Raw genomic sequence first — 24971 nt, 5'->3', positions numbered from 1 at the left:
TGATGTGAGGGTCACAAAGGTAATTTTTTTCTAAAGGCTCCGAAGGAAGGCCAAGCTGTCGACATTATCAGCATAATCCCATAATTTGGGTTTCTGGCTTTCGCCGAAAGACACTGAATTTGGGAAGGCTTCCAACTCGGTAACTATGCATTGAATATTTTCCGCATCGGCCTCGATCTTAGTTTTCAAATCCTCCACCTTGTCATAGCGCTCATAGTGCAGAACGGAAACCGGAGCATGAAGGCTTTCATTTTCCTTAATAATGAAGAATCCATTTTCTAGAAAGTCATGATGCTCCATTAAATAGATCGCCCGATTGTAATCGTAATTATTGGCGTATTTATTATTGTCGCATACCGCCTGGAACTTGTAGAAGGCTTCGAATAATTTTTGCAATTCAAAATCTTGAGGTACGTAAACCTTAGAAACATTGCGACAGCCCAAACCAAAGTAGCGGAAGATATCTTCCCCTAAAAGCTCGAGTTGCTCTTTAGTTTCTTCTCCACTCAGAATGGCGAGAGAGGAGCGGTTTTTCCGAATTATATTGGGGTATTTCCCAAAATAAGATTCGAAATAACGAGATGAATTATTACTGCCAGTGGCGATTACCGCGTCAAAATCTTTCATCTGACCATCAGCAAATTGCAAATAGGCAGCGAACTCTGCATTTATGGCAACCAGAATTTGGCAGAAAAAAGGAATCAATTTTGCGTCGTCGGAGCTGGGCTTAATTAAGGCTTTGTGGCCGGCGATTAAAACTGAAAGCAAATCATGGAAACCTACGAGAGGAATATTTCCCGCCATAATTAAGGCTACGGTTTTGGTTCCACGATCATGTTCAAAGAAGTCGGCTTCGTAGTCAATGGTCCAAGCTTCCAGTTGTTCGCGGCTTAAAGCCTCCGACCAAGATTGTAGGGCGAAATGGAGGTTATCCTCACTAAACCAGTGATTAAAGAGTTCTGCATCCTTAATGCAAACCTGATATTCTTTGAGGAAGTGTTTATTTAGTTTTTGCAGATCTTCATCTTGACGCTCTTCACGGTATTGTGACATAAATCGCCCAAGTCTATCGAAGGCGTCGATCCTTTGCTCTAATGACAGCATTTCGCTATTTAGTAATTAAATTTGTGGCAAAAGTAAGAACAGAATATGGCTATCAAGATAACGGACGAATGTATTAATTGCGGAGCCTGCGAGCCGGAGTGTCCGAACAATGCTATTTATGAGGGCGCACAAGAATGGCGTTTCTCTGATGGTACGGGATTGAGCGGTATGGTGAAGCCGAAAAGTGGTGGCGAATATGATGCCGATGAAGCTCAGGAACCGGTGGATTATGACGTATTTTATATTGTAACCGACAAGTGTACTGAGTGTGTGGGTTTCCATGAAGAACCTCAATGTGCTGAAGTATGTCCGGTAGATTGCTGTGTGCCTGATGAAGACCATGTAGAGTCGCAAGAAGAATTATTGTCGAAGAAAGATTTTCTACACCTCGATTGAAATTAGTCGGCACAAAAGATCGTTTAAGCCCCATGGGAAGAAGCATTCTCTTAGGGCTTTTTTTATTCTTAGGTCAGCTGCAGGCACAGGATAGCCTTAGTTTGGATGATCTGGCTAAGCTGGGGCGAATTACCTTGGAATCGCCCATGTTTGCGGAACGCGATAGTGCCAATCAAAGATTTTTAAAAGGACTACAAGCCTTCTTATCTGTGGAAGGGAATTACTTGACGGCCTTACCACAGATTACTAATATGCTGCGCTTGGAAAGTCCGGATAAGCGCTTTGCTATTTACACCTGGCAACGCCCGGATGCCGATGGCGTATATCAGCGTTTTGGCTTGGTAGCCGGCGAATTTAAAGGTGAAACCAAGGTTACAGTGCTGGAAGATCAATTAGAGCAAATTCCCGAATTACAATTCGATCGATGTAAACCCGAAGAGTGGCCAGGTGCCATTTATTATGCCATTCGACCTATGAAAGGGGAGAAAGAAAAGTACCTACTTTTAGGTTTGGCCATGGGGAAGGAATTGAATCGCAAGGTGATTGAGATTATTGAAGTAGGCAAAAGAGGGAAAGTAAGTTTTGGGTCTCGGAATTTTAAAGTGGATGAGTGGATGGATAAGACCTTACGAAAACCACCGCTGCGTTTGGTTTTAACTTATAATGCTAAATACTCCGCCACGGTACGCTGGAATGAAAATGCAGAGATGATCATTATGGATCATCTGGGGCCGCCCGAACCTAAGATGAAGGGACTCTATCAGATGTATGGACCGGATTTTAGCTACGATGCCCTGTATTGGGAAGATGGTTGGTGGCATCTTAAAAGTGGGGTGAGTTTCAATACCGGTCAGGTGATTGAGATAAAGCCACCCAGTCAACCGACGGATTTACCGAAGCGGGAACAGTAGCTAATAATCAACCTTTGATTTCCAGGCATTCCAATTCTTCGCTATTGATGAAGTCGAAAATTTGACTGCTGTAATATTGAAGTAGCTCGGCTAAAAATGCTGTTCTCTGATTGAATGTTCTAATCCAAATTATTTTTGGAGGAGGTCCCCAAATTATAGAGTAATTGTAAAAATCTACATCAAAGCTCACAATGGTGAATTGATGATATTTTGCGAATTCCCAAATTTCGCGATCTGTAGCATTAGCTAATCCTAATTCGGTAACATGCGCAGAGTTCGGGAAACTTTCCTCCAGAAGCTTTAAAATCTTTCGAGAAATATTTTGATCGAAAAGTAACATTTAGTGTGCCAGACCAATTTGCCCTTCTCTGCTGGCAGCAAAACTCAAGCAGGCCTGAATCATTTCAAGATTTAGTTCAGGAAAGTCAGCTTGAATTTCATCGGTAGTCATTCCCATGCTTAACCACTGAAGAACATCTCCAACGCTTATACGAGTCCCTTTTATAATTGCTTTCCCAAATCGTTTATTGGGGTCTATGGTTATATAATCTTTAAAGGATGACTTCATGGGATTGGAATTGATCTCTGTAAAGTACAAAAATGAACAGAGGAAATTCTAGTTTTGAGGCACTAAAACCAAACGAATGTCTGCTCCAGATCCCCGCCAAAAATTTCCTTTAGCTCATTATGATCGCCTTTGTTTCTTAAACAATGTGATCACCAATCCGAACATCATTGTAGGGGATTTCACCTATTACGATGACTTTGAAGATGTGCGCAATTTTGAGAAGAATGTGAAGTACCACTTCGATTTCATTGGTGATAAACTCATCATTGGGAAATTCTGCCAAATTGCCTCCGGGGTGACCTTCATAATGAATGGAGCTAATCATTTGCAGGATTCTGTATCGACCTATCCTTTTGCCATTATGGGAGGCGATTGGGCCGGTGCCATGGAAGGCAAGACTTATCCTTATAAAGGCGATACCCTTATTGGGAATGATGTGTGGATCGGCTATGATGTTACCATAATGCCTGGGGTGAAGATTGGCGATGGAGCGATAATCGGATCCAAATCGGTGGTGACCAAAGATGTGGCGCCCTACAGCATAGTAGGCGGAAACCCGGCTAAAGAAATTCGCAAGCGTTTTGAAGCTTCGCAAATTGAGTATTTACTGAACTTACGGTGGTGGGATTGGCCCTTGGAAAAGATCACTGAAAATCTGGAAATGCTCACCCATCCGCCGAAAGGCGTGTAAGCATAGAAGCCAATAAAAATGGGAGGGTAAGAAGACATTTTATCGATCTCCATAAAATTAACCGGTACTTAAAAAGGGCTTAGGCTAATAGTGCTACTTTTGCGGCGATAACGAATCAAATCGCTCTCAATGAAGAAGCACAATTTTTCTGCCGGGCCCTGTATTCTTCCTTCTGAAGTATTACAAGAAGCCGCTAATTCAGTTCTCAATTTTGACAATCTCGACCTCTCTCTGATCGAAATCAGTCACCGTAGCAAAAACGTGGTGGCCGTGATGGATGAGGCCGTAGCTTTGGTTAAAGAATTGCTCGGAGTTCCCGAAGGTTATTCGGTAATCTTCGTGCAAGGTGGAGCCTCTTTACAATTTGTAATGACCCCTTTTAACCTGATGAAGGCTGAAGGTGGAAAAGCCGCGTATCTAAACACCGGAACCTGGAGCTCTAAAGCCCTAAAAGAGGCTAAGCGCTTGGGAAATGCCATTGAGGTTGCTTCTTCCAAAGACAAGAATTTCAACTACATCCCTAAGGGTTTTGAAATTCCTAGTGATGTTGACTATTTCCACACTACTTCTAATAATACCATTTTCGGAACCCAGATAAAGGATTTCCCGAAAGCAGAAGGATTGAATGTATGTGATATGTCATCCGATATTTTCAGTCGTCAAATTAATGTGGCTGATTTTGATATGATTTACGCCGGAGCCCAAAAGAATATGGGACCTGCCGGAGCTACTGTAGTAATCGTAAAAGACGAAATCTTAGGTAAAACCGGTCGCGATATTCCTGCATACTTGGATTATCAAATTCATATCGACAAAGAATCGATGTTTAATACGCCACCGGTATTTTCCGTGTATGTGTCTATGCTAACCTTGCGTTGGTTAAAGGGTATTGGCGGTGTAGCAGAAATGGAAAAAATCAATCAAGCTAAAGCTGATTTGCTTTACAATGAGATTGACCGTAACTCTAAATTCTATGGAACTGCCGAAAAAGAGGATCGTTCTAATATGAATGCCTGCTTCTTGGCTCATGAGGGAGTAGACACTGCTTTATTTGATGAGATGTGGAAGGCCGCCGGAATTAGCGGAATTAATGGTCACCGTTCTGTAGGTGGATACCGTGCCTCTATGTACAATGCTCTTCCTTTAGAGAGTGTGCAAGCTCTGGTTGACGTAATGCAAGAATTCGAAAAGAAATAAAAGATGGTTAAGATTTTAGCGAACGACGGAATTTCTAAGAGCGGAGAAGAAGCCTTGAAAGCCGCCGGTTTCGATGTAGATACTACTAAAGTTGCTCAAGAGCGCTTGGCAGAGCATATCAACGAAAATGGCGTGAATGTACTTTTAGTGCGTTCGGCCACTAAAGTGCGTAAAGACCTTATTGATGCTACCAAAGGCAATTTGAAGTTTATTGGTCGTGGTGGTGTAGGTATGGATAATATTGATGTGGATTATGCACGTGAACAAGGCATGATCGTACAAAATACTCCTGCTGCCAGTACTCGTTCAGTAGCCGAATTGGTATTTGCTCACTTGAGCGGAATGGTACGTTTCGTATTCGATGCTAACCAGAAAATGCCATTGGAAGGTGAGACCAACTTCAAGGTTTTGAAGAAAAATTACGGTGCCGGCACTGAATTACAAGGTAAGACCTTAGGGATTATCGGATTTGGCCGTATTGGTCAAGAGGTAGCCAAAATCGCCTTGGGATATGGAATGGAAGTTAAAGCGGTAGACCCTTTTGTGGAGTCGGCCGATATTAAATTGGAATTCTTTGATGGACAGTCTTTGAACTTCACCATTAAGCCTGAGAGCATGGATGTGGTATTAGCGAGCTCCGACTTTATCACCTTGCATATTGCTGGTGCCGGTAAGGCGGTAATCGGTAAGGCTGAAATCGAAAAGATGAAGGATAATGCCGGAATCATCAATACCGCCCGTGGTGGTGTGGTTGATGAGGAAGCCTTATTGGAAGCTTTGGAAAGCGGCAAATTGAAATATGCTGGTTTGGATGTGTTTGTAAACGAACCTACTCCCGCCATGGCTGTTTTAATGAGCCCTTATACTTCTTTAACTCCCCATATTGGTGCTGCCACCTTAGAGGCGCAGGACCGTATCGGGACCGAAATGGCTGAACATATTATCGAGGCTGCCAAAGCCTGGTAAGCAGAATTATAACTACAGAAAAGGCTGCCTTCGGGTGGCCTTTTTTTATGAATTAAAGTTTTGGATCGAATTGCAAATTCGATCCAGTAATTAATAAACTGGCTTGAATTTGCAATTCAAGTCAAACTTCATCTACCCATTTCCCCCATTCACCGCCTTTCTACCTACTTCAGGGCTTTAGGCCTTTCGGCGGATGCGACTTTCATTCTACTTTAGTACCACTAAAACATAAGAACGAAAACAACAATTTAAAGAAGCTATCATGTCACGACACAATCGAAACAAATCTATTTACGTCGGAGTCGCCATTCTGGTGATTGGCGTAATCATGTTCCTCCGGAAAATGAACATCTATATTCCGGAATGGATCTGGAGCTTTGAAATGCTATTGATCGGTATTGGTGTGGCTGTGGGTATCGACAATAAATTCCGCAATCCCTCCTCCTACATTTTGATTGGCCTGGGAGGCCTGCTATTATTGGATGATATCTTCTACTTCGATTTTAATATCTGGTATTATTTCTGGCCCCTCTTGGTGATTAGCATTGGCTTGATCATCATCTTTCAATCGCGATTCCGCGCTGCTAAGGTGGATAACTTTAGTGGCAATGAAGCGGATAAGCTCGATTCGGTAGCCATATTTAATGGGGTAAAACGCAGTGTTAATAGCAAGTCTTTTGCCGGGGGTGAAGTGGTAACCATATTTGGGGGTACGGAACTCAATTTGATGAATGCCGATTTTGAAGGAACGGCTAATTTAGAAATGACCGTGCTCTTTGGTGGCGCCAAGCTTTTCGTTCCTAAGAACTGGGAAGTGCGCCCGGAGGTAACCAGTATTTTTGGTGGAGTAGATGACAAGCGCCATTCAGCTATCGAGGTAATGCCCGATAATAAGGTGCTCTACCTTACTGGTACCGTAGTCTTTGGTGGTCTGGAGATCGTAAATTACTAAGATCCGTATCTTGTAGCAATGGCGCGGAACCCACTGCTCAAATCGCATAATTACCTGTACTTTCTCGGAGTCTTGTTGCTCTTGATGGGGGTACAGGTTTCTTTTATGGTATGGGCTAAAGATCTCGCCTTGGAGATCGCTCTAATGGATGCCTTTATTCACTGGGCTTTATTGGGCCTTATTGGCTTTAGCCTGATTAATACTTTCAGCTTCTACCAACCTCCGAATTATCAGTTTCTAATCATCTTTTTCCTGCCCCTTGTTTTGGTAGCTTTTTGGGTAGAATTGGGCGATTGGCTTTTTATGCATCTGGTAGGTTTGGATTATCAGGATTGGATGCTCGAAACTTTCCCTTTCCGGATAACGGTAGCCTACCTTTTATTGGCGGCGGCCATAGGCTTTTCATTCCTTTGGTATCGCTTGGATGAGCGCAATGCGCAAGAGATGCGTAAGCAAGAAATTGAACGAATGTCTAAGGAAGCGGAGCTCTTTAAACTTCGCCAACAAATACAGCCTCACTTCTTATTTAATGCCTTAAACTCAATTAACTCCTTAATTGGCTCGCGACCCAAGGATGCTCGACATATGACGCAAAAGCTGAGCGAGTTTTTAAGAGGGACCTTAAAAAGGGAGGATACCGATTTAATGAGTTTGGAAGAGGAGATTAGTCACCTCAGCTTATACCTCGATCTGGAACAGGTACGATTTGGACATCGATTAAAAGTTGAGCGAAGTATTCAGGAAGAATGTTTGGAAGCCAATTTACCATCCTTATTAATTCAGCCTTTAATTGAAAATGCCATCAAATATGGATTGTATGGCACTACCGATGATTTAGTGATTAGTCTTTCTTGTGAGCTAAAAGGTAAAAACCTCCACATCGAAGTGCGTAATCCTTTTGAGGAGGGAAGCTCGGCTCTGGGCGGAACAGGCTTTGGCTTAGCTTCAATACAGCGCAGATTATACCTTATTTACGGAAGAACCGATTTATTGGAAACCCAGCGGGAGAATGGCCTTTACATTGCCCGTCTTAGCATACCTCAAAGCCATGTACAAAGTACTGATAGTTGACGATGAGCCCCTGGCGGCAGATTTGGTCCAGGAATATTTAGAAGCCTTTCCGGATTTTGTGGTGCAAGAGCGCTGCCTGGATGGATTTGCTGCCATGAAGCATATTCAACAGGAAAAACCGGATTTGATCTTTTTGGATATTCAAATGCCGAAACTAACGGGCTTCGAATTATTAGAATTGCTGGAAGATCCTCCCGCGATTATCTTCACTACCGCCTTTGATCAATATGCCATTAAAGCCTTTGAGGCCAATGCGGTGGACTATCTCCTAAAGCCTTTTTCGGAAGAGCGCTTTGCACAAGCCATTGCGAAGTTTCTAGCGCAGCCAAAGCATATGCAAGAAGCCATCGCTGCTTTGCAAAAGGACCGCGATCATGGTCCACGAGATCGCTTGGTGGTGAAGGATGGTGCTCGTATTCGGATTATCCCTTATCCTGATTTAATTCGCATCGAGGCCGATGGTGATTATGTTCAGATCATTTCTGAAAAAGGGACCTATGCTAAAAAGAAAACCCTGAGCCATTACGAGAAGCTTTTGCCCCAGCCTTTATTTATGCGGGTGCATCGCTCTCATATGGTAAATGTGGAGAAAATCGATCGCTTGGATCCCTATGGCAAGAATGATCATCTGGCCTTGTTGAAGGATGGGTCTCGCATACCGGTAAGTCGCAATGGTTTTTCGGAATTGAAGGACATCTTAGGCTTAAGCTGATTCTTTCTTGAACCAAAAGCTGCTTGGAGAGTTTAACATCAAAACTCTAAGATGTTCGGGATTTTTAAGAAAAAGACGGAAAAAGAGAAGCTTCAGGAGCAGTATCGTAAAATGCTGAAAGAGTCCCATCGACTATCGACAATTAACAGAGCGGAGAGTGATAAGCTGAGGGCCGAGGCGGAAGCTCTTGCGGATCGTATCGAGGCCTTGTAATTAGACTATCAAATTTTCTAGTCTTTAAAATCTTGACTAAGTGGGATATTCAAGTCATGAATAATTTCCATCAGGATAAGTGAAGGCTTCTGCTTCAGTTCGAATCCAAATTTCTGCTGTTTGTAACACTTATAAACAGGCTGTGAAAAAAAACCATTACCGGTATATTAAACTTTTATAAAACTTTCCCGTTATTTAAGAAAAAGATATAGGGATGGAAGGATTGTTTAACAAAAAATCAGAGCTCGAGCTACTGCAGCGTCAGTACGGTAAGCTCAAGAAGGAGGCCTACAGCCTTTTTTTCGTGGATCGCGCTAAAAGCGCAATGAAATCGGCTGAAGCTGAGGCGATTGCCAGTAGATTGGAATCTCTGGTTATTTCTTAGTTTCACCTTGTAACCAGGCTTTAAAGCGAGCGCTGCGTTCAGCGCTCACTATTCCTTCTTCGGGAAGCGCTGGCTTCATAATTACTTTTAAACGGGATTTGGAATAGCTAAGTAGCTCATCCAGATATTCTAAATGAATAATATACTGACGGTTGATTTGAAAAAACTGCTCGGGATTCAATTGTTCCAGTAAGTCTTTTAAATTTTGATCCACGAGGTATTCATGACCCTCAGCATCAACTAAAAAGCAATGTTTGCCACTGGCATGAAAGTAGGCAATATCAGCACAGTTTACAGTTTTCAGTTTTTCACCATGGGCTACTAAGAAGCGCTCTTTGTAGCTGGGTTTTAACTCTTTCAAGATTTGAGACCAATCCAAGTTCTGGGGATTATCCAGGCTTTGCGATTCGAACTTTTGGATGGCCTTTTTTAAATCATCAATATGGATGGGCTTTAGTAAATAATCAATACTATTCAGTTTGAAAGCTCGGATGGCATATTGATCGTAGGCCGTGGTGAAAATCAAAGGCATTTTAATATCCAGACTTTCTAGAGCTTTAAAGGACGAACCATCACCCAAGTGGATGTCTACAAAAGCGATGTCTGCTTCGGCCTGAGCCAAATTTTCTTGCAATTCTTTTAGGGTGCCATATATGGCCAGACAGTTCCAATCGGGTTTTAATTCTTGAATTTTCTCCTGCAGGCGCTCGGCAGCCAAGCTTTCATCTTCAATAATCAGGTACTTCATTCTTCAATTTCTAGTAGTGCCAGGCGGGCGATAAACTGTCCGTTTTTCCGACTAAACTCGGGTTCTTTTTGCTGTAATAGGCGATAGCGTTCCCGGATGTTTTCTAATCCCAATCCGGTACTAGCACTTTGATCACTGCGCAAATTGTAGTTATTGCGAACCTCTAAATATTTAGGGCCAACTTCAATGTCTAGATTTAAGGGTTGACTCTCATGCACCACATTGTGCTTGATGGCATTGCTGATTAACTCTTGTAAGGATAGTGGTGGCAGGTAGCTGTCGACATGCATCCCATCCAAATTCCAATTTACGACTAAGCCTTCCTTAAAGCGTATTTGCTGCAAGTTTAGATATTGCCTGGCAAAGTCTAATTCTTCTTCTAAGGGCACCACCATCCGGTTGTTTACTTCCAGCATATGACGGTAAACGCGAGCAAAATCTTCCACAAAGGTTTCCGCTTTCTTCGGGTCTTGACGAATTAATCCGGTAAGTACATTTAAACTATTAAAGAGGAAATGGGGATCGAGCTGAGCGCGAAGATTGGCTAACTGGCTTTCCGCATTTTCTTTCATTAGGCGCTCAGTAGCCAAAACTGTTTCACGCCAATTGCGGAAGAAATAAATCCCTTCCATCAATATCACAACAATTATAGTAATGGCATTACTAAAGAGAATGTTCTCTACATAATCCTTAAACTCCAAACCAGTTTTTATAAATAGCAGGGGCGTGCCATCTAAAAGGTAGAGTATTAAACCTTGAGCCGTACTGCTAAAAGACAGGATAAAAATGATCTCAAGGAATATTCTCTTTTGGACATTCCCTTTCCATGGTAAAACCTGATTTAAAAGATGGATTATTGCCGCCGATCCATAAAAGAGAGTCGCTGTTACGATGTAAGAATAAATAAAGCCAATCCCGAAATCCACCATTTGATAACCTTCCGGGATAGGATCTAATCCGCTAAAGGCCCTAATGGTTCCTATGATGGGAGGGAAAAACCCGACCACCACAATGGCGATCAGGTTTTCTTTGTTAAATACTTTTCGGGCGACTAGCGACCAATCTATTTTTAGGGACATTTTCCGAAATTAAGCTTCCTTTTTCAGAGTGTAATCGTTCCAGGGCATATTCACGATTTACATAAGTTTCTGTTTCCCAACCGGTGGTAATTCCATGCCCCATTTTGGCACTGGCTTTCATCGCTTTAAGATGAGCACCCGAATTCCGAAAGCGAATCATATCTTCTTTACTTTCCCAATGGGTAAGGGTACTGTAAACCTTGCGAAAAGGTGAGAAGGTTTCTGTTTTCAGGATGCCTTTCGACTTGCGGGCCTGCATAAAGGATGTCATGGCGTGCATTTGAAAGAGCAGGTTTGCCCAGGGACTTTTTACTAGGAATGAAGTTACGCTAACATACATGACTAGAAGGTAATACGGTACAAGAACATGGGGAATAACCCCAATTGATTGGTGGTTTCAATAGTGCCGGTAGCGGCATTGAAATCCTGTCCGAATGGATTATCCTGATTGGTCACATTCTGCACATCAATGGCCCATTCCTGGGTAAAGCGAGAACCGGCAATTTTATATCCGATACGAATATCTGCCCGGAAATAAGGGTCGTATTGTTCTCCGAAGGCGCGACTATTATCATAAACCGCTTCCCCATCGGCGATAGAAGCCACTAAATCGATCGGGGTATAGCGCTGGCCTCCGGCTAAGGTTACTTTCGCATCCACCGTAAGGGTCTTACGACTTTTAGCTTGTGGCTTGCTAAGAACGAATTCTTTACCACCCACCAGGTTCCAAACAAAGTTTCCATTAAAGGCGGTGTTGCGCCAAACCTGATCATTGCCTCGGTATTTAGATTCGAAGATGGAAATGGTGTTAAGCATATAGAATCCACGATCCATAAACTTTTCGAGGGTAAGGTCGAGGCCATAATTATAGGCTAAGCCCGCATTTTGTGCTGTATCCGGGATGCGGAAATCGAAGGAGCCACTATTCACGCTGGAGTAGGAGTTGGGCAATACGCTTACAATTGCATCATAAATGTGCTGATAATAGGTTTCGGCCTTGAAGTTCCAATTTCCACCGAGGTTTTGTTGGTAGCCTAAAACAAAGTGATGGCTCTTAACTAAATCCAGATTTTCATTGGGGCGTACGCTACTGCCATCCTGAAGCACTTCTTCGCGGTACAAGAGCAGCTCATTGGCTTGCTGACTGTGTAATCCGTAGCCAATATTAAAGCTACTTTTGGCGGTGGGCCGATATGACATGCCCCAGCGTGGCTCTATGCTATGGTGTTTCTCCGTAATAACCGTGTGAATTCCGGTATTCATTTCCCACTCATCATTAAAACGATATTGCCAGTTGGCATAGGGCTGGTACATCATGGTAGATCCCTGGAGGTCGCGGAGGTTTACGAAACGATCCCAGTCATAGCGATAGGCAGAATCGTTTAAGTCATATTGACTACGAGTGATATAAGCACCTACACGCACAACATGCTTCACATTAAACTTGTGGTTAAGTAAGGCATTTACCTGAAAATTACTGCGAACAAAATTTTGGCGGTATTGCGCGGAGCTTAGGGTGCCATCCACATTGAAGGTGTCAATACTGGTTTTATTCTGAATGCCACTGTAGGCAAGGCTTACTTTGCTATAAGTTTTAGGACTGTAGAAATACTGATGAGAAGCACCAATAACACCGCTGTTCACACGATTGCGAAGATCTTCATCATCACTGTAAAAACCGCCGTCTTCATCTTCATCATTTTCACTGTCTAAGAAATCAATCGCAGATACTCCACCCAGGGCAAAAACCTGAATAGTACCTAATTTACGACTGGGGAAATTCAGTTTAAGGTTGAGGTCTTGGTATTGAGGTATAGCCGTTCCGGTACCGAAGTCAATGCCCAAAGCAGAAAAAACACCTAGGGTTGAGTAGCGGTAATTAAGGAGGTAGGAAGACTTACGCTCTTTATTAATGGGGCCTTCAGCACCGAATTCAAAGCCATTAAAACCAATTTGCCCTAGAAATTCATGCTTTTCATAGTTGCCATTGCGCATGCGTAGATCGAATACGCCAGAAATACCATCGCCATAGTCGGAAGGAAATGCTGAGGTGATAAAGTCGCTATTGGCCAGAACGTTATTGTTGAGCATGCTTACGGGTCCGCCGGTAGCGCCAATTCCACCAAAGTGATTGGGATTGGGAATATCCATGCCTTCGAGGCGCCATATTAAACCGAAAGGTGAATTACCCCGAATAACTATATCGTTGGTAGCGTCATTGGCCCTTTGCACCCCGGCAAAGTTGGCCGCCATACGTGATACATCATTATTGGCACCGGCAAAACGTTGGCTTTCCTCAATGCTAAAGGTGCGGCCCGATACATTTACTCTTTCATTTTGAGTGCGGGTTTTTTCAGTTTTGGCGGATACCACAATCTCATCAAGGGTCTCAGTGCTTTCACGCATACTAACATTCAAGATCAATTCTTTGGATCCTAAAAGCTCGATATTATTCATGGTGATATTCTGGTAGCCAATAAAGCTGAACTGGATATTAATCCGGCCGGTGGGTACCGATTCTACTTTATAATAGCCATCGAAATCCGTGCTGGCGCCATAGGTTTGGCCTTTAATTTCAACAAGCACATTAACCCCTGGGAGCGGCATTTGACTTTGCTGATCGAGCACCCGGCCTTTAATGTTTTGGCTGATGTCTTCGCGAGCATCATACCCCAGCATGAGCGTGCTGAAGCTGAGGCTTAGGATGAGACTTAAGATTGATTTCATTTTTATGTTTTAGTTGAATTCGGGGCCAAAGGAAGATTAAGATAGGGAAGTCGACAAGCAAAAGGGAGTGAAGCGGGGAAAAAGGGAGTTGAACCGGGAAAAAAGAGAGAAGAGTGATAATTGTTAGCTTCCGGTTCCTCGAATTTGCGTTCATTTGTGCACCTCTCAAAATGATGAATATGGATCCTAAAAAGATGCACCCCGAAAGTCTAATGATGTCTTACGGGTACAAGGCACACTTATCTGAGGGCGCTGTAAAATGCCCCATTTTTCAAACTTCCACCTTTGCTTTTAAAACCGCCGAAGAGGGTAAGGCTTTCTTCGAGATTGCCTATGGTTTAAGAGAAAAAGGAGCGGATGAAGAATTAGGCTTAATCTACAGCCGTTTGAATAATCCAGATTTGGAAATTCTGGAAAATCGTTTGACCCTTTGGGATAAGGCGGATGATGCCGCAGTATTTGAAAGTGGCATGAGTGCCATTACTACCGTGCTCTTAGAATTTTTGAAGCCTGGAGATTTGATTCTCTTCTCGAATCCGGTTTATGGTGGTACGGATCACTTTATCAATCACTTCTTACCCAAATTAGGAATACATGTCCAAGGCTTTACTCCCATGGACACGCCTGAGGATATTGAAGCGATGATTGAGGCGCATCCCGCCAAGGATCGTTTGGCCATGATTTATGTGGAAACCCCTGCCAATCCAACTCTAGACTTATTTGATATTGAGGCCTGCGTGCGCTTGGCTAAGAAATATTCTCGCTCTGCAGAAGATCGAGTTTATGTGGCGGTAGACAATACTTATATGGGACCCCTTTGGCAGCATCCCTTGCAGTTTGGTGCCGATTTCGTGATTTACTCAGCTACCAAATACATCGGTGGTCATTCGGATGTGATTGCGGGAGCCGTATTAGGATCTTCAGAAGTAATGCCGCGGGTAAAAGAGCTGCGTACCTTCTTGGGTAATATGGCCGGACCACATACTGGTTGGCTATTAATGCGAAGCCTCGAAACTCTGAAAGTGCGCATGGAGCGTCAGGCGATAAATGCCGAGGCTGTGGCCCAGTGGTTGGCTGAACATCCTAAGGTGGAGAAGGTGTATTATTTAGGCATGATTGACGATAAGGATGAGCGTCATCAGGATATATACCGTCGCCAATACGAATGTGCCGGAGCTATGCTTTCTTTCGATGTGAAAGGAGGAGAGAAGGAAGCCTTCCGTTTCTTGAATGCATTGAAATTGGTAAAGTTGGCGGTAAGCTTAGGTTCTACGGAATCTTTGGCAGAGCACCCAGCCACCATGACTCATGCTGGAGTGGATTTGGATTTACGAAATCAATTGAATATCACCGGAAAAATGGTGCGTCTTTCCGTTGGGGTAGAGCATCCCGATGATTTGATTGCTGATTTGAGTCAAGCCTTGGATCAGGTATAGATTTTAACGAAAGACAAAAAGCCCGGATTTGATTCGGGCTTTTTTTTTTGTCTGAATTGCAAATCATAAGGCATCTAAGCTGAATTTGCATCTAAGCTGAATTTGCAATTCAGCTTTATATACTAGGCTTTACCGGCATTGTGTTTCATTTCCTTACATTAGAAGATGAGATCTATTGAAACAAAACCTGAATGAAAATCCTGAGAAAATTCGCTATTCTGCTTTTGCTTTTCACTTTGGCTATCCAAGCCTGCAAGCCTTCCTATGAAATAGGCTATGAGCAAATCGAGAAGGCCGAAAGAAAGTACTCAGAAGGAGATTATAAATCGGCATTAAAGCATCTGAAAAGGGCGGAAAAGGCGAACTATGGATTTTGCGGAAATGCATGGATTGGTGCCCATAACTCTATTCACGAACTTAGAGCGAGAATCTTTTTCGATCAAGAGGAGTATGCTCAAGCACGTGAAAGCTTAAGTACATGTTCACAAGGCCTGGCGATGAATAGAGTGGACACCTTCTTTATTCGCTGCTATCAAATGGAATTTGGCAAAGATTCTCTGCGATCCATGTTGGATACGACTTTAGCGAATGTGCAGATTAACCATCAAAACTATCCCTTTACGGCGCGAATTCCCTTAAGCAATGGCGATACGCTGAATTTTGTAATGGATTTAATTAGAGATAAGGATATCATTCAATCGAATTTGGAAGAAGAAAGAGTCGCTTTATGGGCCAGTCGTTTTAAAGCTACGGATATGTATGCCATGTTAATTGGGAAGCTTTAAGCAGATGGATAAAGAGTTTTTCTTGCTATAAAGAGCTTTAACAAGGTTTCGATGAGGATTTGGATTATAGCGTTTATGCTGTATTGTATGCCCTGGAAGGATTATGTTCCAGTACCTATTAGCTCCACTTGCCAGTTTGAATTTCCAGCAAAAGAAGGAAGCTATGCTTTACAGGAAGTGGATAGCCTTTTTTTTCGCAGGTCATTCTTGGGTCAAGAGAATATGGAAGGTCAGGAATGGGAAAATTATCTCAATCGTAATCCAGATCTAATTGCATTGCCCGATAAATCGGGGCCAGATTCGTTTTTTAGAGGTCTATGTCGAAAAGGCTACATTGTTGACGATCTAAAATTAAATCTTGAAAAAATAGAAATACTTCCAGATGAATTTAGTTGGGAGCCTTTTCCTGGTAGAATCGTTCAGGTTAAAACCAGATTGATTCAAGATCCAAAGCTTAATTCTGAGCCTTTCGTTGAGTTTGTTTTTAAGGAAGATGGAAAACGAATAGGGATTGACTCGGTTGAATTTGAATGGCCTCCGGATTATTGTTTTTTCAAAGAAGATTTGAATGATGATGGTATTGAGGAGTTGATTTCTGTTTACCAATACTATATTGTTAATGGAGATAATTTCAATGTGAAAGTTTATCAGCTTAAAGATCAGGGTTTTGAGGGATATTGATGAGGTTTTTAAAAAGATGCTTCCGCCATCAGATTATTTTCATCGCAATGGATTTAGTAATGCCGCTATAATTGAGTCCTTAAATGACTCGGAAAGGCTTGAATTGGAAATGCGTCTAATTAAAATGTTAGAGGGAAGTTCCGATGGCTTGATTGGTGAAACTATGTATTAGGCAAAGCTGGAGTCGATTTTAAATCAAATTGAGATCCATGAGAGAAATAGCTAACGAGACAATTTTTTAAAGATTCGAACCTGTCAATAACTAAATCATCCTAATTTCCCTTTAGCTATTTATGAAAACCGGCCAACCTTTAATTGCTTTGCTAATCCTGATATTGGGCAGCATCTCCTGCAGTCCCATATGGTTGCGTTTCTCTGGTGTTTTAGAGGAAGAACCGGAACTGAAAGTCCTAAGCAATGCGGAGAAGGAAGTACTTTTTCTTCCCATCCATCATATTGGTCGGGAGAGCTATTATCGCGCGGTAAAACGCATTAGTGATTCTTTAGATCAGCAAGCTTATACCATTTTATATGAGCAAGTAAGCACAGATCTAAGAGAGGTGGAGGACTTTGTAGTGATGGCCAAAAAGTTCAGGAAGCTCACCGGTAGTTTTGATGCGGGTACCGGCTATCTGGATACGGTGAATCACAAAATTGGCAGTATGCATTACAATCCCAAATACCAATTAATGAACCAACCGGATTTAGTTGGTTTGGGAATTGATACGGCCACCGCTATCAAGGCAGACCTTCTTTTGGAAGATCTTATCCTCGCCTTCGAAAAGAAGAATGGCACTATTCAATTGGATAGCTGCGATTTGGACACGGATTTGGAGTCCGACTATTTATGTTCAGCTTCCAATGCTGATTGGCAAAAGGATTTTCGGAAGAATTTTATTCTGGGACTGCGCAATGAGAATCTGGCCAGGCATATTGATCAATCTGAGTCTGAAAAGATCTTTGTGATTTATGGCGCCAGTCATTTTAAGGGTTTAAAGAAGGAATTGTCCCATTTAAATTTGGAGTGGACTGAGCTTAAATAATTTAGCCTGGTTAATTTGGCAATAAAGGAAATTAGCTCAAAAGCTTGATGACATGAATCGAATAGACCGATTAATGGGCGTTTTAACCACCTTACAGTCCAAGCGGTATGTAAGTTTGGACCATCTCGCTAATAAATATGAGGTAAGTACACGCACAGTTTACCGCGATTTAAAAGCATTGGGCGAAATTGGGGTGCCGATTGACTTTGATGATCAAAAAGGCTATTCCATTTTACAAGGCTTTTTTCTGCCCCCCGTTTCATTAAGCACGGAAGAAGCGAATGCCATTATTTTAGTAGCCTCTTTATCCGAACGTTTTACTGATAGTGGTACTCAGAAGCATATCGAGAATGCATTAAATAAAATCAAAGCGGTATTGCGATCTTCTGAAAGGCTCAAGATAGATCAATTGCAATCCCAAATCAGAATTTATAATAGGTCGGAAGAGCAATTACCATCGGGCTATTTAAGCCCAATTCAAAAGGCGATTAGCGAGAAGGAAATTTTGCAAATTGAATACTGCAATAACAAGGGGGAAATCAGTCAAAGGGAAATTGAAGCCATAGGGCTCACTTTTTATTCCAATCAATGGCATTTAATTGCCTGGTGCTGGAAACGCAAGGAATATCGAGATTTTAAGGTGAAGCAAATTTCCAAACTCAGTAGTCAGCAAGAGGTTTTTAGAAAGCCGGAACATTATGATATGAATGACTACTTAAAATCTTTGCATTGATTTTTATATTCACTGACATAGGGTTGTCAGTGGTCCATTTCACCTTTGTCGAAAATTAGAATATGAGCGAAGTTTATAAAAATTGTCAGAGCTGTGGAATGCCTTTAAAGAATTCACCCAATGATGGTGGCAGCGAAAAGGACGGTGGAATAAGTACCATGTATTGTTCCTATTGTTATCAGAATGGGGAATTCACTCGGCCCGATTTTACGGTTTCTCAAATGCAGGAATTGGTGAAAGCTAAGATGAAAGAAATGCCTTTTCCTTTACGCTTGTTTTCGGGCATCTTTGTGAAGAAGATTCCACAACTAAAACGCTGGTCGAAATGAAAGTACTGGAACAACTAGCCTCGGCATTGGATCGTCGGGATGAAGTGCCCAACCAGGAATTGGCCCGAAAAATAGCGCACACCAAAGATACGGAGGCCGTAAAAATCCTGATCCAAAACCTAAGCCATAAAGACAAAGCTATTCAGAGCGATTGCATCAAAGTCCTCCATGAGATCGCGGAAATAGACCCTCAATTAGTGGCCAATTATGCACAGGTTTTCATCGATTTTTTGAAGCATAAAAACAATCGTTTGCAATGGGGTGCCATGACCGCCCTCAATGCAATCTGCCTCGAAAATCCTAGCTTTATTTATAAGGCCTTGCCCCAAATTGTGGAGGCTGGAGAAAAGGGCTCGGTGATTAGCAAAGATAATTTGGTGAAGCTCTTGGTTAAGATGGCTTCCTTAGCAGAATATGCCGATGATGCCTTCGACTTGCTATGCGAACAGGTATTACGCAGTCCGACTAATCAATTGCCCATGTATGCCGAATTGGCCTTGCCCATTATCAGCAATCCAAACAAGAAGAAGTTCAGCGAAATTTTGCAATCACGTTTGAATGAGGTGGAGAAGGAATCCAAGCGCAAGCGGCTGGAGAAGGTGATTAAGAAATTGACTTAGATTCGAATCTGATGCCTTATCAATATGGATACCGGAAGCCTCATTTCTCATTTAGTTCCGCTTGTAGTAATCATCGCAGCTAGTGTTTATAAACTTCACCAAAGAAAGAAGTCCAAAGAAAACGTGGCGAATGAAGAAGCTAAGACGAAGCCTACCCAAGAAGCAGTGGAAAATGATAAGGTCCTATTCATTCAAGGTTTAAAAAGAGAGGACTTAGAACGGATGATCGAAGATTTTCGCTCCATGTATGAACTTGCAGATTTTTGTCGCTATCAAATCCTGCCTAATTCCTTCTCCCAAAAGTTTGTGCTTTACTTTCCCTACGATTTAGACTTTGAAACCCTCTGTTATCTGGTCAATTACCTGCATTATCCCATTGGCTTTTCAATTCAGCCTGAAGTACGCGCTTGGACCACAGCAAAGGCGGAGGGGAAATGGCTTAAGCCTGAACTTATAGGCAGGCGATTGATGCTTTATATACCAGAGGATGATAAGGACTATACTCAGGTGCATGTGACTTCCGAGGATGGTATCAATTATACAATAAACATCGCCAGTCACTTTTCAAATTTAAAATCGAACTCTAGCTTTGAGCCCTATCAAAGGCCCATCGCTTTACGTGCGGCGATGGAGAATTAGCCTGTTCACCTTGAAAGCGAGTATGAAGGAAATTGAGATTAATGGCAATCACTTTTCTAGCTTAAATGGCTTTTATGATGAGCTAGAAGCAAAATTGACGCAAGGTTTGAATTGGAAAATAGGTCGCAATTTCGATGCTTTAAATGATCTGTTAAAAGGTGGCTTTGGTGTATTTGACTATGAAGAAAAGATTCGTTTGACCTGGATTAACTCAAAGAAGAGTGAAAAGGAATTGGGTACGGAGGCCACTTTGGCTTATCTTAAGGCTAATCTAGAAAGCTGTAATCCCTCAATGAGAACTTCTGTGAAGGCCGAGATTGAGATACTTGAACAAGGGGGTGCTAAGACATTGTTCAATCTAATTGTTGAACTGATTGAGGAGCATGATCATATTGTATTTAGTAGAGCTTGATTAAAAAGGGAAGCATGTCGTTCAGGTTTTTAGTTTTTTCACTCCTGTTTTGTAGTGCCTGTAGTAGGCAACAGAGGCGGATATCTGATATTACTTTAGTTCCTGAGCTGGACTTTGAAGAAGTGGTAATGGCTCCAAAAGACTCCCTTAGTCTTGTTTTTAATGTGTCAGAATTAGAGCCATTTAACTTCTGCCTTATATCGTCAAATTATCACTTGTACAGTCTGAAGCACAAGCCAATGGACAGTCTGTTACTAATTTCAGATTCTTTATTGGTGCAAAGAGACATGGACAATGCTCAACTCGGTCCTTTCCTTAAAGGAAATGCCTTCACAATGATTCTAGGGAATAATGGAATTGGGGATTCATCTGAATTAGGTCTGGAGGGTCAATTCGGGATTAATGTAGTCATAGCTAAAGCACCTTAAATTGGTCCGGCAATTTTCAGGATTCGTACTAAATGATGAAGCCAAACTTTAAGAACCTAATCGAATTTAAACGACCCCTATCGGAGTTCCCTTTGCAGTGGCGTTTTAAGGACCCGGATTTTGATCAATTAGCTCCGGATTTGCTGGCGCAATTGATTCCCTTGGAGGAGGAGGCAGCTCTCTTCTTATGGTCAGAAATTAATCAGTTTCAGTTCTATAAAGGACGATCACTTGATCCCCAATTATTTAAGGAATATGATCAGTTACAGGCTACTGATTCGAAGGCCCAGGAAATTCAAATGTGGTTGGATAAAAGGAGGATTCCCGGAAATCAGTTAATTGCTTTGTCTTGGGAAGCTACTGAAGCCATGCTCTTGCCTTGGGCAATTTTTGTAGAGCACTATGCTTGTTTCTGGTATCCAAGCTCAGATGATTTAACCATATTTGACCTGAAATTAAGCTGGGTTTTAGATTGGAGCCATTTTGGACTGCTCAGCTTCGGGAGGAAATAGTGAAGCATGACCGATTTGCAGGAAAAATGGAAAATGAAATGACGGATCTACAAGTGGAACTACGTAAACTAATCACCAGCTTTCCCTTTCTAAAAGCGGAGGAGGTAGATATCATTGTTGAGAAAACCAATTTAAAAGCATTTAAGAAAGGGCATGTTTTATTGAGTGAAGGTGAGATTGCCAAAGAGTGCTATGCGGTTATAAAAGGCTGTGTTCGGGAGTACCGTTTAAAAGATGGGCAAGAGAAAACCACGGCATTTTTCACGGAAGGTCAAGCGGTGAATTCATTTTCCAGTTATACAAATCACTTGGCCTCTAAGCACTACCTGGTCTGTGCAGAGGATTGCGTGCTGACCGTCGGGACACAATCCTTAATTGATCAAATGTGCGAGCGCCTTCCACGGCTTAAAGAGTTCTTGAGTCAGGAAGTAGAAAAAGAAGCCGGAGCTTTACAAGAAAGAATGGCCTTTTTTATGAGCTCGAGCCCTGAAGAGCGTTTCAAAGATTTAATGGAGAACAATCCCCAACTAATGAATCGGGTGCCCCAGCATCAAATCGCCAGCTATTTGGGGATCACCCCGGAATCGATGAGCCGCATTAAGAAAAGGGCTTATCAGAAGAAGTAGAGCAGTCTTCCCATGTTTTCCTCAAGCACGATTTAGGGCTGGTAGCTGTCTCTGACCAAAGATTCGATTTTCGAATTATCATTTCTGTTTTGGACATGCTTCGAATTTTCAAGTAGATAAGCCTCCTTGAGGGAGGGGAAAATTTGACGAGCCCTTTTAATCATTTTTGGCCCTGGAAACATAAGGTCATTTTCTGCAGCAAATAGGGTAATAGGTGTGGTGATTGCTTGAGCAGCTGCTTTGGAAATCCTGGGAACGGGACTGAAATCCATTTTGAAATGCAAGAAGACCTGAGCTAAAAACTTAAGCGCAAATTCATTTGGTTCGGAGAATACATCCGATAGAAATTGTTTCAGGTATTTGATGTCTTTCGACTTCATGTACTTTTTCATCGGTCTGAAAATCGTCCATAAGTTGCGCAAAGGATTGCCATTTACGATATAAGCCGGCGCTGCTAAAAACACCTGATCGATTTTACTACTAGAATACTCCAGACTTTTTAAGATAACCAGACCACCAAAGGAGAAGCCCAGCAGGCTTACTTTTTCCAATTGCAATTCATCTATTACATCATGCATCCATTGTCCGTAAGATTTATCCTTCATGCTTAGTCGGGTGCCCGCACTCTTATTAGGTTGAGAGAGAACATCTACCGCATAAACTCTGAAATTCAGATGGAGCTTAGGATAAGTTTCCAAGGCAATTGGAGCACAACCATTAGAGCCGTGGACGATAATGAGCGGAGGCAAATGAATGTTCCCGGCCGCAATTATATGCGTCTCACCAAAACTGGTTTTAAGAGTGATGGAATCGTAGTCGATATTAAGCTCTTGAAGCTTCTGATCATAGAGATTTAATATTTTCTCCTGACCAGCTTGAGATTTGAAGTAGGGATTCAATGGAATCAGATTTAAGGTTGAGCTTTAACAGGCTCCTGAATAGTGTAGCCTTTGATTAGTAGCCAGAAGGCAAACCAGAATTCGGAGATAACAGCCAGAATAAGCAAGAGGCTAAAACTTTGTTGCAAAAGGCCCGCGGGAATGATAAGCAAGTGCAAAATGCTATCACCAGCATAAGCTATACCGCCTATGAGCATGACTGAACCCAAAAATTTTGGAGTGTCTGGGGAACGGTGAATTACATATCCCAGACAAAATAGATGAATAGCAAAAAATATTTGCCAAGCGAATTCTCCAAATTTATGGGCCTTAAGGAAGATGAGGTTTAAGCTTTCCAGTTGAGCGCTGTTAAATGCGCTGCCAAGCTCAGGTTCCAAAATCAATAAGGCGGGTATCAGATAATTGATCAAATTCATTCCCATTATGATGGCCATAGCCAAGCGTGAATAGCTGGCAATCAGCATGCTGGTTTGATGGCTGGATTTGAATAATTGATAAAGCAATACCGTGAGGAAGGTCTCGAAAAGTAAAACGGCAATATCACCGGCAATAGCTAATTGAAAGAGATTCCAATGTTCCTTCAAGTTTTGAAAGCTTAAAGCGGCATTGTCATAAACCACTAATTCTTCAGGAATATATTCAATACTTAATCCGCCTATAATGGCAATTACCAAATAAAGCAAGCCGGCAACTTTAGCAGAACTAAATCGAGATTGAGGCTTCTTTAGTTTAGACATCTTCTTTGGCTTGTTTTTTAATACCTGTGCCGATTGCAGCGCCAATGGTCAAGCCGAGACAAATCCACAAACCAATATTATCAGTAAGCAGCCCAATGAGGCTTCCGGGTACCAGTCCGAGTATCAAGCCTTTTAAAAGGTGTTTTTCGTTTTTCATTTTTATGTTTTAGGATAGTCCTTAGTTTCTTGAGGCAAAGATTCCCCATAAGGAATTGCCCTGCATTGACTTAAGTCAAGATTTTAAGTGGCTCATTCATGAGAATTTTTCACCGATTTGTGATAGTTTTAGCAAGGCAGGTTTTAATCTAAATCAAAGAATATGAGTAGCTATATCGATGCTTTTCTATTTCCTATAGCAGAGGAACATCTTCAGGAATACCAAAAGGTCGCTGAGGCGGTAGCAGCGATTTGGATGGAATACGGGGTGCAAGCTTACTACGAATTTGTAGGTGATGATCTAAGTCTGCCCGGTACAAAATCCTTTGTGGAGGCAGCGGGTCTTAAGGAGAATGAGCTAGTAATATTTGGTTGGGCTCTTTTCCCTTCCAAGGATATTCGGGAAGATGCGAATAAGAAAGTGCCGCAAGATCCACGCATGTCCAAATTAGTAGGTCCATTAATGCAGCCTGAGTCTAAGGTTTTTGATGCCGGCAGGATGCTGTTTGGAGGCTTTAAATTTTTAACTGGTTTAACTGAATAGGAAGAGCCATCTTTGAAGTTTTCTGGATTCAGTTAATAGCAATTGAATAAACCAAACCTATGATCGGCTTCAATTTATTAGTTCTGTTTCTTTTGATTTTCAGCTTTGGCCGCGACTTCAAAAAAGATCTCGGGAAGAATCGAAAAGCTAAGTTTTTCCAAATTCTACTTTTGGGATTATTTATCCTGAATTACGCCAGTTATTTACTTGAGCTTGCAGAAGCAGTTCGAAATTTTGATTGGACTATTTCAACATACAACCAGAGTATTGGCTTTTTACCGGGCCCATTTTATGTGGCGCTTTATTTTGCCCAGCTTTTTCTGGTCCTTTTTTTAGTCCAATTTGCTTTACGGATGATCAATCGAAGTATTGGCGCTAAACGATGGTTTCTTAGGTTGATACCTTGGTTTGCAATACTGAGCGTTTTTACTATTTATCGCAGTTGGTGGGTTTTAAGAAATGAAGACTTTGGGAATGATTTATTGATTTACGGGACAGAGGCATTGCTTGTTGTTGTCTTTAGCCTAAGTTGTCTCAAGGTGTATTCTACCACTTGGATGCGCGCCTATTTTGGAGAACCTATCACTCATTCAAAAATTGAAAGCCAAAGAGATAATTCCGATTAAAAGCTTTGGGTGCAAGCCATGTCAGATGAGAAGCATTAACACCTA

The 24971-nt window shown here is 42.0% G+C and carries 35 protein-coding genes; 25 read left to right on the top strand and 10 right to left on the bottom strand.

All coding sequences use genetic code 11. From position 1 onward, the window contains the following. Positions 1-30: 30 nt before the first annotated feature. Complete coding sequence (locus H4K34_RS04190; RefSeq protein WP_210759580.1) at positions 31-1104, bottom strand: acyl-CoA reductase; 1074 nt, start codon at positions 1102-1104, stop codon at positions 31-33. Between the two features lie 45 nt (positions 1105-1149). On the opposite strand from H4K34_RS04190, the gene H4K34_RS04185 reads away from it, so the two are divergent. Next, positions 1150-1500, top strand: a complete 351-nt coding sequence (locus H4K34_RS04185; protein ID WP_210759579.1) for a 4Fe-4S binding protein — start codon at positions 1150-1152, stop codon at positions 1498-1500. Between the two features lie 32 nt (positions 1501-1532). Continuing rightward, positions 1533-2411, top strand: coding sequence for a hypothetical protein (locus H4K34_RS04180; RefSeq protein WP_210759578.1), 879 nt, complete (start codon positions 1533-1535; stop codon positions 2409-2411). Between the two features lie 7 nt (positions 2412-2418). Here H4K34_RS04180 and H4K34_RS04175 read toward each other — a convergent pair whose 3' ends face one another. Together H4K34_RS04175 and H4K34_RS04170 are read right to left on the bottom strand one after the other, a co-directional pair. Beyond that, positions 2419-2751, bottom strand: coding sequence for a DUF5615 family PIN-like protein (locus H4K34_RS04175; RefSeq protein WP_210759577.1), 333 nt, complete (start codon positions 2749-2751; stop codon positions 2419-2421). Beyond that, positions 2752-2979 carry a DUF433 domain-containing protein gene (locus H4K34_RS04170; protein ID WP_210759576.1) on the bottom strand — a complete coding sequence of 76 codons (228 nt, stop codon included), beginning with the start codon at positions 2977-2979 and terminating at the stop codon, positions 2752-2754. A gap of 76 nt (positions 2980-3055) precedes the next feature. Here H4K34_RS04170 and H4K34_RS04165 point away from each other — a divergent pair, with 76 nt between their 5' ends. The 8 genes from H4K34_RS04165 to H4K34_RS04130 all read left to right on the top strand — a co-directional run bounded on the left by H4K34_RS04165 (position 3056) and on the right by H4K34_RS04130 (position 9166). Further along, on the top strand, positions 3056-3670 hold the full coding sequence (locus H4K34_RS04165; RefSeq protein WP_210759575.1) for a Vat family streptogramin A O-acetyltransferase: 615 nt from the start codon (positions 3056-3058) through the stop codon (positions 3668-3670). Positions 3671-3799: 129 nt separating this feature from the next. Then, on the top strand, positions 3800-4867 hold the full coding sequence (gene serC / locus H4K34_RS04160; RefSeq protein ID WP_210759574.1) for a 3-phosphoserine/phosphohydroxythreonine transaminase: 1068 nt from the start codon (positions 3800-3802) through the stop codon (positions 4865-4867). Between the two features lie 3 nt (positions 4868-4870). Further along, complete coding sequence (locus H4K34_RS04155; protein ID WP_210759573.1) at positions 4871-5833, top strand: D-2-hydroxyacid dehydrogenase; 963 nt, start codon at positions 4871-4873, stop codon at positions 5831-5833. Between the two features lie 262 nt (positions 5834-6095). Further along, the gene (locus H4K34_RS04150; RefSeq protein WP_210759572.1) at positions 6096-6785 is read left to right on the top strand and encodes a LiaF transmembrane domain-containing protein; all 690 of its coding nucleotides are present in this window, start codon (positions 6096-6098) and stop codon (positions 6783-6785) included. 18 nt (positions 6786-6803) lie between these two features. After that, a complete protein-coding gene (locus tag H4K34_RS04145) occupies positions 6804-7856 on the top strand; it encodes a sensor histidine kinase (protein ID WP_210759571.1) in 1053 nt (350 codons plus the stop codon). After that, the gene (locus tag H4K34_RS04140) at positions 7834-8568 is read left to right on the top strand and encodes a LytR/AlgR family response regulator transcription factor (RefSeq protein WP_210759570.1); all 735 of its coding nucleotides are present in this window, start codon (positions 7834-7836) and stop codon (positions 8566-8568) included. Before H4K34_RS04145 ends, H4K34_RS04140 begins: the two co-directional genes overlap by 23 nt. 51 nt (positions 8569-8619) lie before the next feature. Next, entirely contained in the window at positions 8620-8781 is a 162-nt protein-coding gene (locus H4K34_RS04135; protein WP_210759569.1) for a Lacal_2735 family protein, read from the top strand. Positions 8782-8995: 214 nt separating this feature from the next. Continuing rightward, positions 8996-9166: a Lacal_2735 family protein gene (locus H4K34_RS04130; protein WP_210759568.1), complete on the top strand. Its 171-nt coding sequence runs from the start codon at positions 8996-8998 to the stop codon at positions 9164-9166. On the opposite strand, the gene H4K34_RS04125 is transcribed toward H4K34_RS04130, so the two are convergent. The 4 genes from H4K34_RS04125 to H4K34_RS04110 are packed head-to-tail and all read right to left on the bottom strand — an operon-like array spanning position 9156 to position 13720. Then, positions 9156-9914 (bottom strand): LytR/AlgR family response regulator transcription factor, encoded by a 759-nt coding sequence (locus tag H4K34_RS04125; protein WP_210759567.1) that lies wholly within the window; start codon positions 9912-9914, stop codon positions 9156-9158. The two genes, H4K34_RS04130 and H4K34_RS04125, sit on opposite strands and share 11 nt — an antisense overlap. Then, the gene (locus H4K34_RS04120; RefSeq protein ID WP_210759566.1) at positions 9911-10993 is read right to left on the bottom strand and encodes a sensor histidine kinase; all 1083 of its coding nucleotides are present in this window, start codon (positions 10991-10993) and stop codon (positions 9911-9913) included. The genes H4K34_RS04125 and H4K34_RS04120 overlap by 4 nt, the downstream gene beginning before the upstream one ends. Then, on the bottom strand, positions 10947-11333 hold the full coding sequence (locus H4K34_RS04115) for a monooxygenase family protein (protein ID WP_210759565.1): 387 nt from the start codon (positions 11331-11333) through the stop codon (positions 10947-10949). Before H4K34_RS04115 ends, H4K34_RS04120 begins: the two co-directional genes overlap by 47 nt. Positions 11334-11335: 2 nt before the next feature. Next, positions 11336-13720, bottom strand: coding sequence for a TonB-dependent receptor (locus H4K34_RS04110; RefSeq protein ID WP_210759564.1), 2385 nt, complete (start codon positions 13718-13720; stop codon positions 11336-11338). A 179-nt stretch (positions 13721-13899) separates the two neighbouring features. Between H4K34_RS04110 and H4K34_RS04105 the strand changes: the two genes are divergently transcribed. The 13 genes from H4K34_RS04105 (at position 13900) to H4K34_RS04045 (ending at position 21964) form a co-directional block, all read left to right on the top strand. Next, positions 13900-15156 carry a cystathionine gamma-synthase family protein gene (locus H4K34_RS04105; RefSeq protein ID WP_210759563.1) on the top strand — a complete coding sequence of 419 codons (1257 nt, stop codon included), beginning with the start codon at positions 13900-13902 and terminating at the stop codon, positions 15154-15156. A 191-nt stretch (positions 15157-15347) separates the two neighbouring features. Next, the gene (locus H4K34_RS04100; RefSeq protein WP_210759562.1) at positions 15348-15941 is read left to right on the top strand and encodes a hypothetical protein; all 594 of its coding nucleotides are present in this window, start codon (positions 15348-15350) and stop codon (positions 15939-15941) included. Between the two features lie 222 nt (positions 15942-16163). Further along, positions 16164-16622: a hypothetical protein gene (locus H4K34_RS04095; protein WP_210759561.1), complete on the top strand. Its 459-nt coding sequence runs from the start codon at positions 16164-16166 to the stop codon at positions 16620-16622. 16 nt (positions 16623-16638) lie between these two features. Next, on the top strand, positions 16639-16794 hold the full coding sequence (locus H4K34_RS04090; RefSeq protein WP_210759560.1) for a hypothetical protein: 156 nt from the start codon (positions 16639-16641) through the stop codon (positions 16792-16794). Positions 16795-16915: 121 nt separating this feature from the next. Next, a complete protein-coding gene (locus H4K34_RS04085) occupies positions 16916-17665 on the top strand; it encodes a hypothetical protein (protein ID WP_210759559.1) in 750 nt (249 codons plus the stop codon). 52 nt (positions 17666-17717) lie between these two features. Next, positions 17718-18398: a helix-turn-helix transcriptional regulator gene (locus H4K34_RS04080; RefSeq protein WP_210759558.1), complete on the top strand. Its 681-nt coding sequence runs from the start codon at positions 17718-17720 to the stop codon at positions 18396-18398. Positions 18399-18460: 62 nt separating this feature from the next. Further along, a complete protein-coding gene (locus H4K34_RS04075; protein ID WP_210759557.1) occupies positions 18461-18727 on the top strand; it encodes a zinc ribbon domain-containing protein in 267 nt (88 codons plus the stop codon). Next, positions 18724-19347, top strand: a complete 624-nt coding sequence (locus H4K34_RS04070) for a HEAT repeat domain-containing protein (RefSeq protein WP_210759556.1) — start codon at positions 18724-18726, stop codon at positions 19345-19347. Before H4K34_RS04075 ends, H4K34_RS04070 begins: the two co-directional genes overlap by 4 nt. A gap of 24 nt (positions 19348-19371) precedes the next feature. Continuing rightward, positions 19372-19986 (top strand): hypothetical protein, encoded by a 615-nt coding sequence (locus H4K34_RS04065; protein ID WP_210759555.1) that lies wholly within the window; start codon positions 19372-19374, stop codon positions 19984-19986. Between the two features lie 22 nt (positions 19987-20008). Further along, positions 20009-20398: a barstar family protein gene (locus tag H4K34_RS04060; protein WP_210759554.1), complete on the top strand. Its 390-nt coding sequence runs from the start codon at positions 20009-20011 to the stop codon at positions 20396-20398. Between the two features lie 239 nt (positions 20399-20637). Next, positions 20638-20826 carry a hypothetical protein gene (locus H4K34_RS04055; protein ID WP_210759553.1) on the top strand — a complete coding sequence of 63 codons (189 nt, stop codon included), beginning with the start codon at positions 20638-20640 and terminating at the stop codon, positions 20824-20826. A gap of 32 nt (positions 20827-20858) precedes the next feature. Next, complete coding sequence (locus H4K34_RS04050) at positions 20859-21338, top strand: hypothetical protein (RefSeq protein ID WP_210759552.1); 480 nt, start codon at positions 20859-20861, stop codon at positions 21336-21338. 38 nt (positions 21339-21376) lie between these two features. Then, a complete protein-coding gene (locus H4K34_RS04045) occupies positions 21377-21964 on the top strand; it encodes a Crp/Fnr family transcriptional regulator (protein WP_210759551.1) in 588 nt (195 codons plus the stop codon). 32 nt (positions 21965-21996) lie between these two features. Here the strand turns inward: H4K34_RS04045 and H4K34_RS04040 are convergent, their stop codons facing one another. From H4K34_RS04040 to H4K34_RS04030, 3 genes are read right to left on the bottom strand one after another with little or no spacing between them, the layout of a single operon-like run. Then, a complete protein-coding gene (locus H4K34_RS04040; protein ID WP_246452194.1) occupies positions 21997-22863 on the bottom strand; it encodes an alpha/beta fold hydrolase in 867 nt (288 codons plus the stop codon). Positions 22864-22874: 11 nt separating this feature from the next. After that, positions 22875-23600: a DUF4386 domain-containing protein gene (locus tag H4K34_RS04035; protein ID WP_210759550.1), complete on the bottom strand. Its 726-nt coding sequence runs from the start codon at positions 23598-23600 to the stop codon at positions 22875-22877. Beyond that, on the bottom strand, positions 23593-23757 hold the full coding sequence (locus H4K34_RS04030; protein WP_210759549.1) for a hypothetical protein: 165 nt from the start codon (positions 23755-23757) through the stop codon (positions 23593-23595). The genes H4K34_RS04035 and H4K34_RS04030 overlap by 8 nt, the downstream gene beginning before the upstream one ends. Positions 23758-23919: 162 nt before the next feature. Between H4K34_RS04030 and H4K34_RS04025 the strand changes: the two genes are divergently transcribed. Both H4K34_RS04025 and H4K34_RS04020 read left to right on the top strand, forming a co-directional pair. Beyond that, on the top strand, positions 23920-24300 hold the full coding sequence (locus H4K34_RS04025) for a DUF1428 domain-containing protein (protein ID WP_210759548.1): 381 nt from the start codon (positions 23920-23922) through the stop codon (positions 24298-24300). A 170-nt stretch (positions 24301-24470) separates the two neighbouring features. Next, positions 24471-24926 carry a hypothetical protein gene (locus H4K34_RS04020; protein WP_210759547.1) on the top strand — a complete coding sequence of 152 codons (456 nt, stop codon included), beginning with the start codon at positions 24471-24473 and terminating at the stop codon, positions 24924-24926. Positions 24927-24971 lie beyond the last annotated feature (45 nt).

The sequence above is a fragment of the Croceimicrobium hydrocarbonivorans genome, assembly GCF_014524565.1.
GTDB lineage: Bacteria > Bacteroidota > Bacteroidia > Flavobacteriales > Schleiferiaceae > Croceimicrobium > Croceimicrobium hydrocarbonivorans.
This window is presented reverse-complemented; position numbering and strand designations above follow the sequence as displayed.